This is a genomic window from Leisingera sp. NJS204 (assembly GCF_004123675.1).
Lineage (GTDB): Bacteria > Pseudomonadota > Alphaproteobacteria > Rhodobacterales > Rhodobacteraceae > Leisingera.
The window spans coordinates 3,065,316-3,082,465 of sequence record NZ_CP035417.1; the positions used below are offsets into that span (position 1 = coordinate 3,065,316).

Genomic DNA, 17,150 nt, shown 5'->3' on the forward strand with positions numbered 1-17,150 from the left:
TCAGGCCCCGCGCCTGAACAGTCTGGACAGCCCGCGCTGGGGCCGCCGGGCGCCCATAACCGGGATTGAGACCACCGGTATCAGGCCGGTTTCCCGCTCCATCTGCGCGGCAGTGCGCAAAACCGGGTGGCGCAGCTCTTGCAGGAAGGCCGCCAGAAGCGCCGCGATTACACTGGCCGCGGCGCCCAGCAGGGCCTTGGTCTTGCGGGCGCCGGTTACAGGAAAGTCCGGCAGCGGCGCGGGTTCGATCACTGTCAGCCGCTCGGCCTGACGGCCGGTTTCCAGGCGAAACCCGACCTCGGCCTCGTTGCGGCGGGCGGTCATTTGCGACAATTCCCCCTGCGCCTGCTCCAGGCGGCGGTCATAAGCACCCAGCCGGCGTTCAACCTCGGGCGTGGTCTGCAAGGAGGCCTCAAGCCCGGTCTTGCGCTGGGACAAGAGCTGCTCCTGGGCGTCCAGCGTGGCCAATTGCTGGTCCGCCTCCGCCAGCAACCGGCGGGCCGTGGCCGGGCGTTCCGTGGCCTGGGCCTGATCGGCTGCGCGGCGGATTTCGATGCGTTCGCGGGCAATTTCCAGCAGCCCCTCGTTCATCGTGGCGATTTCGGCGCGGCGGAATTCGATAGTGCCGGGCAAGGTCACGTCGTTTTCATTCCGGTAGGCCGCGATTTCGTCTTCCAGAGCCGCGACCTGATCCGCAAGTGCGGCCTCCTTTTCGGCAAAGAAGCTGAGGGTCTCGCGGGCCTGGTCAATGCGGGTGGCGACGCTGAGTTCGATGGTGCGGCGGCCGAACTCGCTGGCGACTTGCTGCGCCTGCACGGCGGTGGGCATCCGGGCGGTGATGGTCAGCACCGAAATAGTGCCGTCATCGGCAAAGCCTTCACGCGCGGCGGCGACACCGGTGATGCGGACCGAGTCCCGCAGCAGCGCCACCTTCTGCAAGGGGGTCAGCGCGGCCATGTCCGCGTACAGGCCGAATTTTTCGATGATTTCCAGCACCGTGCCGCGCGCCATCAGACGTTGTTCAATCAGCTGCATCCGGCGGGCAGAGGAGCCTTCGACCGTTGACTTGGCCAGTTCACCGGCGATCTGCGGCTGGGTGATCTGCAACACTTCAGCAGTTTCAAATTCATGCTGCTGCCGGGCGGCAAACCAAAGCGACAGCAGGCAGCCCAGAATGAAGACGCAAGCGATGGTGAACAGCCTGCGCCGCACCATGTCCAGGAAATCGCCAAGCGTGTATATCGGCCCCATCTGTCTGCTCTCTTGCGGCTGATGCGTGCCAGCCGGTTGCCATCCATGCCTTCAGACGGCCCGTCGGCCGCCATTACCCGGATTTTGACCACAGCAACCGGGCAAAACTATGACCCCCGGCTGCGTGGCCGTCAATTCAGCGAGCAGTCCGCCTTGCGGGCCCGGTTCAATACAACGCCCAGCATTTGCGTATGGCCCGCCAGCATCTTCTCGCAGGCGGCCAATTGGGCTGCAGTGGTACGGGTGCCGTCCGCAATCAGCAGCACCCCGTCCACCTGCGGCAGGAAGGCGGCGGTGTCGTCATGCTCCAGCACCGGCGGCAGGTCGAACAGAGCGGTATCGGCGCCCAACCGCAGCATCATGTCGTCCAGCACCCCGGCACAGCTGCGGCCATGCAGTATTTCGGCGGCGTCCTGATCCACGGCACCGTTCAGACCAACGGCCAGCGAGGGCAGCGGGCGCAGCAGCTGATCCTCCATTTGAACGCGGCCGGACAAAAAGCCCGCCAGTTCCCCAGGTGCTGTCATTCCCAAGGCCCGCGCGGCACCGGGGCGGCGGAAGTTCATATCCATCAGCACCGTGCGGCTGTCCGGCACCCGTGCCAGGCTCAGCGCCAGGTTCACTGCCGTAAAGGTGGTGCCGCAGCCGGCGGCGGGCGCCGTCAGGGCAACCCGTTTCCAGCCGCGGGCCTTCAGCGTGTGCAACAGCCGGGTGCGCAGCAGGTCAAACGACTTGGCCGCAGGATCTGCGCGGAACCGGCTGACCAGAGGCAGCCGCGCCTGTGCCTGTGCTGCGGCGTCGAATGGCACCTGGCGGACCCTGTCCCAGGGTTCTGGCAGGGTCGCGGGCAATTGCGCAGGCGGCGCAGCAGCAGTGGCAGCGAGAGGCGCTGATGAAGGCTGGCTGCCGCCATCGTCAGCGGCAAAAGGCATGGCACCCGCCGGAGCGCCGCGGCGGCGGAACCGTTTGAAGCCCTGCTCGCTCATGCCGTTTTGTTCTCCCTCCTGCGGGCTGCCTGCCGGACTGGCAGCACATGCCCCTGATCGTGCAAAATGCTTCACAACCGCGTTCCCCGCAATGGCTGACCGGGCTGCAGCGGGCACTCGGACTGAGGCCTGCAGCGGACCAGACAATAATTAATATCCCGTCCCTTTCAGCACCACGCCGGCCGTCCGCCAGATCAGCCCCAGATCCCGGCTCAGCGACAGGCTGCGCCGGTATTCGAAATCCGCATGCATGCGGCTGGCAAAACCGGCTTCATTGCGGACCGAGACCTGCCAGATGCCGGTGATACCCGGACGCAGTTCGTTATAGGCGCCGGCATCGCCATACAGCGGCAGCTGCTCCGGCATCATCGGGCGCGGGCCGACCAGGCTCATATCTCCAGTCGCCACGTTCCACAGCTGCGGCAGCTCGTCCAGCGAGGTCGCACGCAGAAAGCGGCCAACCTCTGTGATACGCGGATCGTTCTTCAGCTTTTGAGTGTCGTCCCATTCCCGCCGCAGCGCCGGGTCGGTCTCAAGATAATACTGCAGCAGGTGGTCCGCATCGCGCACCATGGTGCGCAGCTTCAAGATGCGGAAGACCCGCCCGCCGCGGCCCAGACGGGCCTGCGTGTAAAACGGCCGGCCGCCCTCCAGCCAAAGCGCTGCCGCACACAGCGCAATCAGCGGCAGCACCAGCGGCAGGCTTAGAATCACCAGCAGCAGATCCAGCCCCCGCTTGCCTGCTACGGCATAGGCACCGCGTGACCCCTGCCTGGGCCGTCGCGCCTGCGCGATGCCCTTCAAAGCCGCATTTATGTTGGCTGCTTGCATCTGGTGCGCGGCCATTGCTGGCCGCTGCCGTTCGATTTCAGCCCGCATAAAAGACAGCCCCGCCCCTCCGGGAACCATGTCTTTCATTCGAAAACCCCCGCTCTCCAGCCTTAAATCCTGCTGGACCGCCGCCTCAATAGACGGCCGTTCAAACTCAACCCTGCATTCCGCAAGTCTTTGACAGCGAAATGCCATTACTGATTTTCAGATTCCGAACCGGCCACGCCCCCACGCGCCCGCACCTATTTTGGAAACCGCCCAATTCCCCGGCGGCAGTTCAGTGCTGCGCCTTTCTGCAGCCCGTCTTATTTAAAGCAAATTTTAGAAATTCCGCACAAAATGTGAAAACAGGCCGGAAAAAACCCGGAAACCCCATTTGAATACAGATTGCCCGGAGACAATTCGCACCTATTGCAAGCCATTGTTTACGCGGGAGCGCGATGCCTGTTCTGGACTGCGGGGATCTGCGGAGCCTCGGGCCGGTTTATTTACCCCGGAACTGCCCCGGGCTTTGGCCTGTCCAGCGCCGGAACGCATCGCTGAAACTATTCAGCCCGGAGTAGCCCAGGAGAAAGGCGATTTCGGCCAGGGCCAGGCCGCTTTCGCGCAGATAGCGAATTGCCAGCGCCTTGCGCAGTTCCTCAAGAATGGTGAAATAGCTGGTCCCCGTTTGCGCCAATTTGCGCGACAGGGTCCGCGGGCTCATCCCCAGGTCCGCCGCCACAGTGCCAAGCGTCGCCGATCCGCTGGACAGCCGCGCAGAAACCGCGTCTTCGACCTGTGCTGCAAGACCTGTATTTTTGCGGCCCCGAGCCTGGCCCTCCAGAAGCTGATCCCCATAAGACCGCAGCACGCGCAGCAGAACCCCGTCGGCGCTGATCAGCGGCAGCTCCAGATCTTCCGGCCTGAAGACAAACCGGCTGACCGGGGCGCCGAATTCCACCGGGCAGCCGTAGAATGCCGAGACTTCATCCCTTCCGCCGCTGCGCTGATGGCTGAAGGCTGCCTTTTGCGGTTCAATCCGGGATTCAGTTCCATCACGAAGGGCGGCAAAGAACACCGCTGCCAGAAATTCAATGTACTGATGCGCATGCAAACCGGGCTCCGCTCTGCACGTCCAGGTGAACTCGCCGTGCGAGGCAAGCCGGGAGGTCTCCAATTCCCAGACCTCGCTCATGACGCCGGCATAGCGCGCGATGTTGCGCAAAAAACAGCCTGCAGTCGGCGAACTCCGCGCGATGTAGCCCAATAGTCCAGCCTGCCGCAAATCCGTTGCACAGCCGAGATGGAAGCCGAATAACGGGTCGCCGGTCAGTTCCGCCGCGTGTTCAAAGAAGCCCGCGATTGCCGAAAACGGTGCTGCGGGGTCTTCCTTGCTCAGCAGTGCCTGGCCGAAACCGGTTCCCGTAAATACTGCCGCAGGTGTATAGTCGCGGGCCAGAAGATGGCGCGCGGCCAACTGGGCAAAAATCGCATTATGCGGTGCCGGAGTGCCGGGCATATTTGCAGTACCTCCTGTCACTGTTACGCGTGCGCCGCCTTGTTCCGGCGCAGCACAAGCCACCGGGCTGCCGGTTCCCGTATTCCGCGCCGCCGTCCCTGGCGGGACCGATGGGCCGAAGGGCCGCCGATGCCTGAACTCTAATGGATTTTGGGGACCGGGCGCAGAGCTGGATAGGCTGTCTTTTGCACAAATCCTGCGCGCGTTAGCCCATGACGCGCATACGTTCGGACAGTACCTTCGCCATACGGGTATTCAGCCCCATACCGGCGGGCGGGGCGCCCGCTTGCCGGTGCAGAGAATCAGCGCCATAAGCCCGGTAACGCAATGGCAAAGGAAGTGAGGACATCATGCAGTCTCCCCGCAACGGCACCGGCTGGCTGGCCGCGAATCTGGACGGAGACACGCTTTCAGCCTGGGAAATGGCCGGCAGCACAGCGGGGCCGGCTCAAATGCTGCGCCTGCAGGACAGCCGTCCGCCCGCGCTGGCGGCGGCGTTGCGGCAGGTGCTGGGCGGCGCGCCGCGCCCGGTGCTGCTGGGCGGCACTGCTCTGGCGCCGCCGCATCCGGTTCCGGTGCAGCCGGCCAAGCTGCCCGTGACAAAAACGGTGTTGGACGGCATGCCGGTTCATGTCCTGCCAGGGCTAAGCCAGGCCGCACCCTGCGGGTTGATGCAGGGCGTCGCGGCTACGGTCAGCGGCTTCCTGCAGCTGAACCCGGAGTGGGACGGGGTGATCTGCCTGCCGGGCATTGTGACCCATTGGGTGCAGGTCAGCGCCCGCGAAGCTGTCAGTTTTCAAAGCGCTTTGACCGCCCAGCTGGCACAGGTTGCGATACAGGGCATGGCGCCGGAGGCGGCAGGAACCTGGGACAAGGCAGTATTGGCAGAGGCGGTGGCAGACGGCATTGCCAAACCCGAGCAGCTGGCAGCGCGGCTGGCATCGGTTCAGGCGGCGGCGGCGCTGGGGCAACTGCCTGAAGAAGCTGCGCGGGCGCAGATTTGGGGCCATCTTCTGGGCGCCGAACTGGCAGCCGCCCGGCCTTACTGGCTGGGTCAGAACCTGGCCTTGATCGCCGATCCAACTCTGCAGGCTTTTTATGCCGCGGCATTGGACGCGCAAGCGCTGCCGGTCACCCTGGCGGATCCTGGCCGCATGACACTGCAAGGGCTGATTGGCGCCTGGCCAGGTTAGGTGTACCGCCTGCCAGCCTTCGCTGCCGCGGCAACCGGCGTCCAAGACTGTTTCATGAGGGCAGCAAACCCGGAAGTTCCAAGACAAACCGAAGCTCTCCCGCGCCTGCAGGTGTCCCGGCTGTGCCGGGGCCCCTTGGCAGCCTTGGGCGTGGCGCCGCACAAAGTGCGGCGCCACGCCCAACGGGCACAGGATTTCCGTCAGGAAGGCCGAAGCCGGGCGGGAGCGCTCCGCGGATGCCGGGACTATTCAAGCTTCTGTCTTGTAACGAATTCCCTTGCCGGGCGGAGTTTCCGGCGGGCCTGCAAAACACTGGGCGATGTTCATCCAGCTGGCGGCAGTTTCGCCTGACAACTGCAGCCCGCTGTCTGCAATGCTGCGCACCTGCGTGACCACCTGGGCAAATTCCACCGCCGAACCTTTGACAAATTCCCTGTCCTGCGGCGCGTTCCAGTCCCAGACTGCTCCGGACGGCCCGGTCAGCTGCACATAAGGCGCAGGCTCCGGCACCGCCAGCCCGCGGTTGCGGAAACTCCAGCCGTAGGTCGCCACGCCCAGATGCGCGATGTTGCGGATGCGGTCCGGCTCTTGCCGCTCCAGCCCCAAGAGATCGAACACCTCCTGGCCATGCGCCCAGGTCTCCATCTGCCGGGCAGTGACCGAACTGAGCGCGCTCATGTCCGGCCCGATCCATTTCAACCGCTGTTTTGGATTCGCCTTGGCAAAGGCATCGGCGCAGGACTCCGCCCCAAGCCGCCAAGCTTCAAACAGCGCCCGGCCTGACAGGCCGTTCAACCAGGGGAATTGACAGTCCAGGATGGGCTGGCCCGCCTGCATGTGCCGCAGCACCGGGGCGATGAAGGCGGCAAATGCCTCGTCTCCTTGCAACGCCGCCTCCGCTGCGGCGTTGAACAGGTGCAGATGCCCCAGCACATGATCAATGGTCCACCCCTTGAACTGGGTCGCGCGGTGGAACTCCGCCTCTGGCAGATCCTCCAGAATGGCCGCCAAGGCGCGGCTTTCGGCACGGAAATCTTCGGCCTGCTGCATATCTGTTCCCCGGTTGTGTCCGGCCGCAGACTAGCGGCCGGGCCACCAGGCCAGAACCCTGGACCGCACGTCACAAACGGAAGAAAGGCGTTCAGACCCCGGACATTGACTGGAACGCGCGCCCGGCAGCCTCGAAGTTGCGGCAAAGCGGCGCGGTCAGCTTGGACTGCGCGGCATAGTAGGCACCGGTGCGGCACAGCTGCGCGGCAAACTCCGGGTGCACCCCGGCATCATCGTACTTGCGCACCCGCTCCTGGCTGAGCCAGCCGCGGCTCTTGACCTCTTTCTGGATCAGCTCCAGCCGCTGGATGCAATGCAAGGCGGTATAGGCCGAGAGATATTCAAGATAAGCGCCGATCTCATGGCCGCAGCCAGGGTCAAAAGTCTCGATCATCACATCGGCCATTTGATCGGGAGCGATGGGCCAGGTCTCATCGCCGATCAGCCAGGCGAAATCCTCGGCCCCGTGGCGCAGGCCCGCATATTCGAAATCAAACCAGCGCACGAACCCGTCTTCCCCGATCGCGGCGTTGCCTGCGCGGCAGTCCCATTTCAGAAACTGAACTCCGGGCTGCTCCATGAATTCGGCGACTGCCGGATAGTCGAATGAATCGGGGATGCCCATGGAAAAGGCTTCAAGTGCCCCGACCGAGCTGACAAAATTGCGGATCCAGCTGCGGTTGGCACCAAGATGCGGCAGGACGCTGTGCAGTTCGGTTTTGCGGGCTGCTGCCTGGATCCGGAAGATTGCGGCGCAGGCCTCTGCCGCCAGTTCCAGCTGGTCGCCCGGCGCATGTTCGATAATTTCTTCGCTGAGCCGGACCTGACCGGTGTCTGATTGAAACAGCACATCGTTGTGAACACCCAGCACCCGCGGAATGTCATCGCAATGGGGCGCCAGCTGCTCAAGCACAAAGGCCTCCAGATGGGTGCGGCGGAAGTTGGCACGCAGAGTGGCGATTACGGTGCGGTCCGTGAAATGCAGCCGCAAGGAGGACCGCGACTTCCCCCCCGGTGCCGAGATTTCCCGCGGCTCTTCGCCCAGAACCTCCCAGGCCGCCCCCGCAATATATGCTGAGCGTTCGTCAAATCTGCCATCAGCCATTCCCGGTCCCCATTCCAAGCCTGCCGCCCGAAACCGGTGCGGATTCCCTTTTGTGAGTTAACACCCTGGCAGTAAAAGGCGGCGCTTTTCGGGACAGATTTGGGCAATTCCCGCGCTCCACTGGCTGATTCGGACGGCAGCAACCGGGACGCACGGGTCAATTGGAGGCTTTAATAAAACAATGACGCCCCCATCGGTCCATTTGTTTCCGCACCCGGCCTCCTTCGTTGAAATATTGACTAAAATGCGGTGGAAGTTTGGCCCCTCCGGCCGGTTTTCCTACTCTCATGCAATTCGCGTTTGCGGCTGGCGGAAAGCTGCAGCGCCACTGTGATTCAAGATTTTTCTGGGGGTAGAAAAACATGGGCCGGGGACATTTTTCATATGGCTGGGGGCGCGGGAATGCGTCCTGGGGCGGCAAGCAGGCTTGCGGCGGCAACAGTTATTACAACGGCGGCGTGCAAGGCGGGCATTTCGGCCGCTGGTACGACAGCAACCTGTCTGACCGCTATGGCTGGAAGGGCAAGGGCAGCAAAACCTGGTGGCAAGACAAGGACCAGGACGGAACCGGTGGCACCAAGGGATCCGGTGGGACAAAGGGGTCTGGCGGCACAAAGGGATCTGGCGGCTCCTATGGGTCTGGCGGCACAAAAGGGTCCGGCGGCACCAAGGGCTCCGGTGGCACAAAAGGATCGGGCGGCACAAAAGGCTGTGGTGGTTCCAAAGGCTGGGGCGGCAAGGGCCATCACGGCAAGAAGCATTGGTGGCACCGCGAAGAAGACGATTGGAACAGCAATGGAAGCGGAGGATCGGGCGGCACCGGCGGTTCCGGTGGATCAGGCGGCACGCATGGGTGCGGCTCCGGCACCAAGGGTACGGGCACAGGTGGTTCGGGCACGGGCGGTTCGGGTACGGGCGGCACCAAAGGGAGCGGCGGGACTAAGGGAACAGGCGGAACCAAGGGCACCGGAGACGGCGGTGGCAATGGCGGCGGCGATACCGGCAAAACCTCGGTCACATTTGAGATCGGCGGCAATGGCGACCCCAGCGTCTCGGTCGAGGTGCTGCAGACTCCGCAGGGGCAGCTGTTCATCAAGATGGAGCCGACCTCCTGGGATGGCGAGGTTGCCGATATCGACGGGTTGTTCTTCAACATGGCGGATGACGCCAGCGTCGACGGTTTGAACTTCTTTCCGGATGAGAACGCGCTGCCGGTCACCGGTCATGCGGCCAGCGCCAATGCGGTCAATGCGCTGGACACCGGCACCACCGTGCCCGGCAATTTTGACGGCATGGTGCAATTCGGCCAGGCGCCGGACAGCACCGATGGCACCGTCACCAATGCCAACTTCACCCTGTGGTCCGATGCCGGGCTGACGCTGGACGATATCGACCTTAGCAGCATGTCGCTGGTGGTCAGCAACCCGGACGGCTCGCAGCACGTTCTGGAGGGCGGCTATGATCCGGCAGCTGCGGCCAGCAGCGGTGCGTCTTATGCCAATGGCGGGGTGACCGGCGACGGGCTGAGCAATTGGTATGACGCCAATCTGGGCGGCCAGTTCCAGGGCGGCAGCGAACCCGGCACCGAGGATATCATGGCGCTGATGAACCAGCCGGTGGGCGGCACCATGCCCGGCAGCGGAACCGAGGGCGGGGCCGAAGATATGTATGAGTTCGCCTGAGCCGGCCTGACCTGTTCCACACATCCAGCAGGAGGGCGCAACAGAGCGCCCTCTTTACGTTAAAGCCCTGTCAGGGCAGCGGACCCGTCTTGAACAGGCGGATTTTCAAGCCGCCATGCGCCACAGGGGCACCAAAGGGCAGGAACGGCAGGTTTGCAGCCTTTGCCAGCCCGGTTTCCGAGGTGACAATGCCGACGCGCCAGCCGGAGAACCGTTCCTTGAGTACCTGCCCCAATGCCCCATAAAGGGCAAAGAGCAGCTTTTTGTTGCCGATCCGGGCACCATAAGGCGGGTTGACGATGACCAGGCCCGGCGGGCCGTCCGGGCGCTGCAGGTCACTGACTGCGGCTTGGGCAAAACGGGTGCAATCCGCCACGCTGGCGCGGTCCGCATTGGCTGCGGCCATCTCAACTGCGCCTTCGTTGCGGTCGGAGCCGTGGAACAGCAGATCTGTTCCGCGGGCCTCACCTTGCTGTTTCAGCGCAGCCCAGGCCGCCGCATCAAAGGTGGCCAGCTGTTCAAACGCAAAGCTGCGGCTGCGGCCGGGCAGCAGGCCCTTGGCGATCTCGGCCGCCTCGATCACGAAGGTGCCGGAACCGCACATCGGGTCCACCACAGGTTCATTTCCGTCAAATCCGCATTCCCGCAGGAACATCGCCGCAAGGTTTTCGCGCATCGGCGCCTTGCCGACAGCGGATTTGTGGCCGCGCTTGTGCAGCCCCTCGCCCGAGGTATCGACGCTGAAGACGCAAAGGTTGTCCTCGATCCGCAGCTTCACCGTCAGTTCCGCATCTTTGGTGACCGGCGCGCCGAGAGTCTCGGCAATGGCCTTTTCCACCCGCTGGGCGGCGGCGCCGGCGTGGTAGATCTTGGACTTTTTGTTGGTGGACACTTCCACCTTGACCGGCACATCCGGGCGCAGCACGTCGCTCCAGGGAAACTTGCGCGACCGTTTGTCGAGCTGGGCCAAGTGGAAGGCGCGGAATTCGCCGATCCGGGCCAGCACCCGCGCGGCGCCGCGCACCGACAGGTTGGCGCGCCAGACATCCGCCCAGCCGCCCTGCACCGTGACCCCGCCCGGCACTGCCTTGGGCGCGGCAAATCCCAGCTCCTTGGCCTCGGCCAGCAGCGCCTGTTCCAGTCCCGGCGGTGCGGTCAGGAAGATCTCAAATGTGCTTTCTTGCGTCATGCCGCCTCCTTAGCTGCAAAGCCTGCACACGGCGACTGTTTTTTCCGCAACCGCATAAGCGGAAAGTACCGTGGCGTCACAACCGCTGATGCTGCAATGCGGCATTCTTTTTACCATCTTTCCCGACCGGAGGTGGTTCAAAATTCCCTGTAAAAACTGATGCATACGCATTACTAAAAAATTAGTTTGACAAGATATTCCAACCTATGAAAGCTCTATAGCAGTCAGGTGCAGATCACGCACAACTGGCCTTAAGCGACTTTCAGGGAGGAAAAGATGCGTAAGTATCTTTTGTCCGCAGCCGCCGTTTGCGCGATGGTTGCCGGATCAAATGGCTATGCCGACGAAATGGCAGCCAAAAAATGGATTGATGAAGAATTCCAGCCGTCGGTGCTGACCAAGGATGAACAGCTGTCTGAGATGCAGTGGTTCATTCAGGCGGCCCAGCCGTTCAGCGGCATGGAAATCAACGTGCTGTCGGAAGGTATCCCGACACACTCCTACGAATCCGAAGTGCTGACCAAAGCCTTTGAGGAAATCACCGGCATCAAGGTGAATCACCAGATCCTGGGTGAAGGCGAGGTCGTTCAGGCCGTGCAGACCCAGATGCAGACCAAGCGGAATCTCTATGACGCCTATGTCAATGACTCCGACCTGATCGGCACCCACTCGCGTCTGCAGCTGGCCTATAACCTGACCGACATGATGGCAGGCGACTTCAAGGACGTGACCAACCCGGATCTGGACCTGGATGACTTCATGGGCACCCAGTTCACCACTGGCCCGGACGGCGATCTGTACCAGATGCCCGACCAGCAGTTTGCGAACCTCTACTGGTTCCGCAAGGACTGGTTCGACCGCGAAGACCTGCAGGCGGCCTTCAAGGAAAAATACGGCTATGACCTGGGTGTGCCGGTCAACTGGTCGGCCTATGAGGACATCGCCGAGTTTTTCAGCGATCATGTCAAGGAAATCGACGGCACCGCGATCTATGGCCACATGGATTACGGCAAACGCGCGCCGGACCTTGGCTGGCGGATGACCGATGCCTGGCTGTCAATGGCCGGTGCAGGATCGAAGGGTGAGCCGAACGGCGTGCCGATCGACGAATGGGGCATCCGTATGGATGAAGGCACCTGCAACCCGCAGGGTGCCAGCGTCACCCGCGGCGGTGCTGCCAACGGCCCGGCGGCTGTTTATGCGATCCGCAAATGGGACGAATGGCTGCGCAAATACGCGCCTCCGGGCGCTGCATCCTATGACTTTTACCAGTCGCTGCCGGCACTGGCACAGGGCAACGTTGCGCAGCAGATCTTCTGGTACACCGCATTCACCGCCGACATGGTGAAGCCGCAGTCCGAAGGCAACAACACTGTCGACGCCGAGGGCACGCCGCTGTGGCGGATGGCGCCCAGCCCGCATGGCCCCTATTGGGAAGAAGGCCAGAAGGTTGGTTATCAGGACGTGGGTTCCTGGACCTTCCTGAAGTCCACCCCGGTGGACCGTGCGCAGGCGGCCTGGCTTTATGCCCAGTTCGTGGTGTCGAAAACCGTGGACGTGAAGAAATCGCATGTGGGTCTGACCTTCATCCGCGACAGTTCGATCAACCACGAAAGCTTCACCGAGCGTGCCCCCAAGCTGGGCGGCCTGGTTGAGTTCTACCGCTCGCCCGACCGTGTGGCTTGGTCGCCGACCGGCGTGAACGTGCCTGACTATCCGAAGCTGGCCCAAATCTGGTGGCAGCAGATCGGTGACGTCAACTCTGGCGCCTTCACCCCGCAGGAAGCGATGAACCGTCTGGCCGAGGAAATGGACATCACCATGGCCCGGATGCAGCGTGCGGACGAGCAGGCCAGCGTCTATGGCGGCTGCGGCCCGCGCCTGAACGAAGAGAAAGACGCGGAGTGGTGGTATGCCAATGGCGGCGCCAAGCCGCCGCTGGAGAACGAGAAACCCGCAGGCCAGACCGTCAACTATGACGAGCTGGTGGCCCGCTGGGCGACTGAGTAAAGCTCTCCTCCCGGTCCGGCCAGGCTCCCCATCGCCCGGCCGGGCTGAACCCAGGCCCCGGAGACACTTTCCCGTCTTCCGGGGCCTTCTTCCCCAAAAGACTGCGCGCCCCTGCCCCCATTCGCACCTGGGCGCAAACAGGCCGCCTGCCAGAAAGTCAAAGCAAGATGGCACTCGAACTTAAGGGTGTGACCAAGCGCGTCGGCGCGATCCAGCACATCAAGGACACCTCATTGGTGCTGGAACCCGGTCATTTTAACGTTCTCCTCGGCGCCACCGGCTCCGGTAAGACCTCACTGATCAAACTGATGGCGGGCCTCGATCCGATGGCCAGCGGACAGGTGATAATGGACGGCGAGGATGTCAGCCGTCTTAGCACCCAGAAACGCAACATCAGCCTGGTGCATCAGTTTTTCATCAACTACCCGCATATGACGGTGTATGAAAACATCGCCTCACCGCTGAAAGTGGCCGGGATGGCCAAGTCGGAAGTTGCCGGCCGGGTTGAGGAAGCCGCAGACATTCTGCAGCTGAAGCCGATGCTGCACCGCCGCCCGCATGAGCTGTCGGGCGGCCAGCAGCAGCGCTGCGCGCTGGCCCGCGCGATTGCCAAGGAAAGCCGCGCGGTGTTCCTGGATGAGCCGCTGGCCAACCTCGATTACAAGTTGCGAGAGGAGCTGCGCGACCAGCTGCCCGAGCTGTTTGCAGGCCGCGGCGCCGTGGTGGTCTATGCGACCTCGGAACCCGAAGAGGCGCTGCTGCTGGGCGGCAAGACCGCGCTGATGCGTGACGGCCGCGTCACCCAGTTCGGCCCCACCGCCGAGATCTACCGCAACCCCGGCAATGTCGATGCGGCGCGGGTGTTCTCCGACCCGCCGATCAACACCGCCGAGATCATCAAGCAGGGCAGCACGGCCCGCCTTGGCGCAGGCGTCACCTGGGAGCTGAGCGGTGATGCTGCGAACCTCAACGATGGCACCTATACCATCGCAATCCGCCCGCACCACGTGCTGCCCGTCGCCAAAAACGGCGCTCAGGTGCGGCTGTCAGGCCAGGTTCAGGTGACCGAGCTTTCCGGCTCTGAAAGCTCGGCCCATTTCGACATGGGTTCCGGCCCAGCTGCCGGCAGCTGGGTATCGCTGGCCCACGGCGTTCACCCCTACCGCGTGGGTGAGTTGCACGACTTTTACATGGACCCCGCGCAGGCATATTTCTTTGCCCCCGACGGCAGCCGCGCGGCGTGAGGCATCAATGGCTAAAATAACACTCTCAAAACTGCGCCACAGCTATCTTTCAACGCCAAAGACCGACTCGGACTACGCGCTGAAGGAAATCGATCTGGATTGGAACGATGGCGGCGCCTATGCGCTGCTGGGTCCGTCGGGCTGCGGCAAATCCACCTTGCTCAACATCATCTCGGGCCTGCTGGTGCCCTCCGAGGGCCAGATCCTGTTTGACGGCAACGACGTGACCGCGCTGCCGCCGGACCAGCGCAACATCGCCCAGGTGTTCCAGTTCCCGGTGATCTACGACACCATGACGGTCTACGACAACCTGGCCTTCCCGCTGCGCAACCGCGGCCGGGATGAGGCCACCGTGCACCAGCGTGTAATGGCAATTGCCGAAATGCTGGAAGTCACCGAGATGCTGGAGCAAAAAGCAGCCGGCCTGTCGCCCGACAACAAGCAGAAAATCTCCATGGGCCGCGGGCTGGTACGCGAGGATGTCAACGTGGTGATGTTCGACGAACCGCTCACCGTCATTGACCCGCATCTGAAGTGGAAGCTGCGCTCCAAGCTGAAAGAGCTGCACCAGCGGGTTAAGGCGACGATGATCTACGTCACCCACGACCAGACCGAGGCGCTGACATTCGCCGATCAGGTGGTGGTGATGCAACTGGGTGAAGTGGTGCAGATCGGCACCCCCGTCGAGCTGTTCGAACGCCCTGCCCATACATTCGTGGGTCACTTCATCGGCTCGCCGGGGATGAACATCCTGCCCTGCGAGCTGCGGAATGGCGCTGCGATGTTTGCCGGCAAGGCCGTTGCGCTGGAAGGCCCCGTTCAGGGCGCTGCGCAAGGCCGGACTGAAATCGGCATCCGCCCGGAGTTTGTCGCGCTGGCGGACCACGGCCTGCCCGCCACGGTCACCAAGGTTTCCGACGTGGGCCGCCATACGGTGGTGGAATGCGAGGCCGGCGGCCAGCGCGTCAATGCCGTTGTCGAAGCCAACGCCCCGGCCAAGGGCAGCGCCGTGCACCTTGCCTTCCGCCAGGACATGACCCGGCTTTACGTGGATGGCTGGCTTGCCACCTCCCCCGCTGCAGACGAACAAGGAGCAGCCTGATGAAAACCGAAAACCAGAAAGCCTGGTTCTTTGTGCTGCCGGTGCTGCTGCTGGTCGCCTTTAACGCACTGATCCCGATGATGACGGTGGTCAACTACTCGGTGCAGGAAACCTTTGGCGACAACGTGTTCTTCTGGCAGGGGCTGGACTGGTTCCAGCAGATCCTGCGGTCGGACCGCTTCCATGCAGCGCTTGGCCGCCAGTTCATGTTCACCTTCCTGATCCTGATCATCGAGGTGCCGCTGGGCATCGCCATTGCCCTGTCGATGCCGCGCAGCGGCTTCTGGGTGCCCGTGTGCTTGGTGCTGATGGCGCTGCCGATGCTGATCCCGTGGAACGTGGTTGGCGCGATGTGGAACATCTTCACCCTGCCCGACATCGGCCTGCTGGGGTATTTCCTGAACCACACGCTGGGCATCAACTATGACATGACACAGGATCCCATTGCCGCCTGGGTCACCATCGTCACCATGGATGTCTGGCACTGGACCTCGCTGGTGGTGCTGCTGTCCTACGCGGGCCTGGTCTCGATCCCCGACGCCTATTACCAGGCGGCCAAGATCGACGGTGCCTCCAACTGGGCGGTGTTCCGGTTCATCCAGTTGCCGAAGATGAAAACGGTGCTGACCATCGCGATCCTGTTGCGCTTCATGGACAGTTTCAACATCTACACCGAGCCGTTCGTGCTCACTGGTGGCGGCCCCGGCAACTCCACCACGCTGTTGTCCATCGATCTGGTGAAAATTGCACTTGGCCAGTTTGATCTCGGCCCCGCAGCCGCCATGTCGCTCATCTATTTCGCAATCACGCTCCTGGTCTCCTGGCTGTTCTACACGCTGATGACCAAGGACGATCTGAACTAAAGGAGGGGAACATGCAGAAACGATCCATCGTCCCCATTATCTATATCCTGTTCCTCATGCTGCCGATCTATTGGCTGGTAGCGATGAGCTTCAAGACCACTAACGAAATCCTGTCGGGCTTCTCGCTGTTCCCGCAGACCTTCACGTTGGAGAATTACGCGACCATCTTCACCGATCCCAGCTGGTACTGGGGCTATATCAACTCGATCCTTTACGTCACGATCAACACAGGCATCTCGATCGCCGTGGCGCTGCCGGCGGCCTATGCGTTCAGCCGCTACCGGTTTTTGGGCGACAAGCAGCTGTTCTTCTGGCTCTTGACCAACCGGATGGCACCGGCGGCGGTGTTTGCCCTGCCGTTCTTCCAGCTCTACTCCGCGGTGGAGCTGTTCGATACCCACCTGGCGGTGGCGCTGGCACACTGCCTGTTCAACATCCCGCTGGCGGTCTGGATCCTTGAGGGCTTCATGGGCGGCATTCCGAAAGAATTGGACGAAACCGCCTTTGTCGACGGCTATTCCTTCCCGCGCTTCTTTGCGACGATCTTTATCCCGTCGATCAAGGCGGGCGTGGGCGTGGCGGCGTTCTTCTGCTTCATGTTCTCCTGGGTGGAGCTGCTGCTGGCCAAAACGCTTACCGCTGTCGCCGCCAAGCCGATTGCCGCCACCATGACCAAAACCGCGTCCTCCGCGGGCTATGAACTGGGCCTGCTGGCGGCTGCGGGAACTCTGACAATTATTCCGGGCGCCATCGTGATCTGGTTTGTCCGCAACTACATCGCGAAGGGTTTCGCGATGGGGAGGGTGTAATGTTTTCATGGATGGCCTGGACCTGGCCCACTGCCCTGCTGTTCATCGGTATCTTCAGCGCCATCGGCGTGCTGATCGCGGTGGAAATCCGCCACCCCGGCGGCGCGGCCCGCAAGGGTGTGCTCGGCCTTACCACCACCCGCGGCGACCGGCTGTTCATCAGCTTGCTTGGCACCTCCTATATCTTCCTGGCATGGCTGGGCCTGGTGGGAATGCCGCTCTGGTGGCCCTTGGGACTGGCAATCGCCTGGGGCGTCTTCTGCTTCTGGAAGGTCTGACTGCCCCGCGGGTCAGTTCCGGTACTGCCCCTGCGGGTCAAGGGGGCCAAAGGCCC

The 17,150-nt window shown here is 62.8% G+C and carries 15 protein-coding genes; 8 read left to right on the forward strand and 7 right to left on the reverse strand.

The features are described from left to right. The 4 genes from ETW24_RS15020 to ETW24_RS15035 form a co-directional block, all read right to left on the reverse strand. Entirely contained in the window at positions 1 to 1,251 is a 1,251-nt protein-coding gene (locus ETW24_RS15020; RefSeq protein WP_129371807.1) for a DUF874 domain-containing protein, read from the reverse strand. Between the two features lie 131 nt (positions 1,252 to 1,382). Next, positions 1,383 to 2,237 carry a CpsD/CapB family tyrosine-protein kinase gene (locus ETW24_RS15025; RefSeq protein ID WP_368075930.1) on the reverse strand — a complete coding sequence of 285 codons (855 nt, stop codon included), beginning with the start codon at positions 2,235 to 2,237 and terminating at the stop codon, positions 1,383 to 1,385. Positions 2,238 to 2,387: 150 nt separating this feature from the next. Next, positions 2,388 to 3,155, reverse strand: coding sequence for a sugar transferase (locus ETW24_RS15030; RefSeq protein ID WP_129371809.1), 768 nt, complete (start codon positions 3,153 to 3,155; stop codon positions 2,388 to 2,390). A 397-nt stretch (positions 3,156 to 3,552) separates the two neighbouring features. Then, positions 3,553 to 4,569 carry an AraC family transcriptional regulator ligand-binding domain-containing protein gene (locus tag ETW24_RS15035; protein ID WP_129371810.1) on the reverse strand — a complete coding sequence of 339 codons (1,017 nt, stop codon included), beginning with the start codon at positions 4,567 to 4,569 and terminating at the stop codon, positions 3,553 to 3,555. 350 nt (positions 4,570 to 4,919) lie between these two features. Here ETW24_RS15035 and ETW24_RS15040 point away from each other — a divergent pair, with 350 nt between their 5' ends. Then, complete coding sequence (locus ETW24_RS15040; RefSeq protein ID WP_129371811.1) at positions 4,920 to 5,762, forward strand: 2-dehydro-3-deoxygalactonokinase; 843 nt, start codon at positions 4,920 to 4,922, stop codon at positions 5,760 to 5,762. A 249-nt stretch (positions 5,763 to 6,011) separates the two neighbouring features. Here the strand turns inward: ETW24_RS15040 and ETW24_RS15045 are convergent, their stop codons facing one another. Both ETW24_RS15045 and ETW24_RS15050 read right to left on the reverse strand, forming a co-directional pair. Beyond that, entirely contained in the window at positions 6,012 to 6,812 is an 801-nt protein-coding gene (locus tag ETW24_RS15045) for a TIGR03084 family metal-binding protein (protein ID WP_129371812.1), read from the reverse strand. A gap of 91 nt (positions 6,813 to 6,903) precedes the next feature. Beyond that, on the reverse strand, positions 6,904 to 7,917 hold the full coding sequence (locus tag ETW24_RS15050) for a hypothetical protein (RefSeq protein ID WP_129371813.1): 1,014 nt from the start codon (positions 7,915 to 7,917) through the stop codon (positions 6,904 to 6,906). A 362-nt stretch (positions 7,918 to 8,279) separates the two neighbouring features. Here ETW24_RS15050 and ETW24_RS24320 point away from each other — a divergent pair, with 362 nt between their 5' ends. Next, on the forward strand, positions 8,280 to 9,599 hold the full coding sequence (locus ETW24_RS24320) for a hypothetical protein (protein WP_164982751.1): 1,320 nt from the start codon (positions 8,280 to 8,282) through the stop codon (positions 9,597 to 9,599). Between the two features lie 70 nt (positions 9,600 to 9,669). On the opposite strand, the gene ETW24_RS15060 is transcribed toward ETW24_RS24320, so the two are convergent. Next, positions 9,670 to 10,788 carry a THUMP domain-containing class I SAM-dependent RNA methyltransferase gene (locus ETW24_RS15060; protein ID WP_129371815.1) on the reverse strand — a complete coding sequence of 373 codons (1,119 nt, stop codon included), beginning with the start codon at positions 10,786 to 10,788 and terminating at the stop codon, positions 9,670 to 9,672. Between the two features lie 276 nt (positions 10,789 to 11,064). Here ETW24_RS15060 and ETW24_RS15065 point away from each other — a divergent pair, with 276 nt between their 5' ends. The 6 genes from ETW24_RS15065 to ETW24_RS15090 all read left to right on the forward strand — a co-directional run bounded on the left by ETW24_RS15065 (position 11,065) and on the right by ETW24_RS15090 (position 17,094). Continuing rightward, positions 11,065 to 12,798: an ABC transporter substrate-binding protein gene (locus ETW24_RS15065; RefSeq protein WP_129371816.1), complete on the forward strand. Its 1,734-nt coding sequence runs from the start codon at positions 11,065 to 11,067 to the stop codon at positions 12,796 to 12,798. 167 nt (positions 12,799 to 12,965) lie between these two features. After that, positions 12,966 to 14,042, forward strand: coding sequence for an ABC transporter ATP-binding protein (locus ETW24_RS15070; protein ID WP_129371817.1), 1,077 nt, complete (start codon positions 12,966 to 12,968; stop codon positions 14,040 to 14,042). 7 nt (positions 14,043 to 14,049) lie between these two features. Further along, positions 14,050 to 15,144, forward strand: a complete 1,095-nt coding sequence (locus tag ETW24_RS15075; protein WP_129371818.1) for an ABC transporter ATP-binding protein — start codon at positions 14,050 to 14,052, stop codon at positions 15,142 to 15,144. Continuing rightward, the gene (locus tag ETW24_RS15080) at positions 15,144 to 16,007 is read left to right on the forward strand and encodes a carbohydrate ABC transporter permease (RefSeq protein WP_129371819.1); all 864 of its coding nucleotides are present in this window, start codon (positions 15,144 to 15,146) and stop codon (positions 16,005 to 16,007) included. Before ETW24_RS15075 ends, ETW24_RS15080 begins: the two co-directional genes overlap by 1 nt. Before the next feature lie 11 nt (positions 16,008 to 16,018). Next, positions 16,019 to 16,816, forward strand: a complete 798-nt coding sequence (locus ETW24_RS15085; protein ID WP_129371820.1) for a carbohydrate ABC transporter permease — start codon at positions 16,019 to 16,021, stop codon at positions 16,814 to 16,816. Beyond that, a complete protein-coding gene (locus ETW24_RS15090) occupies positions 16,816 to 17,094 on the forward strand; it encodes a DUF2160 domain-containing protein (protein WP_027259960.1) in 279 nt (92 codons plus the stop codon). Before ETW24_RS15085 ends, ETW24_RS15090 begins: the two co-directional genes overlap by 1 nt. Positions 17,095 to 17,150: the final 56 nt, after the last annotated feature.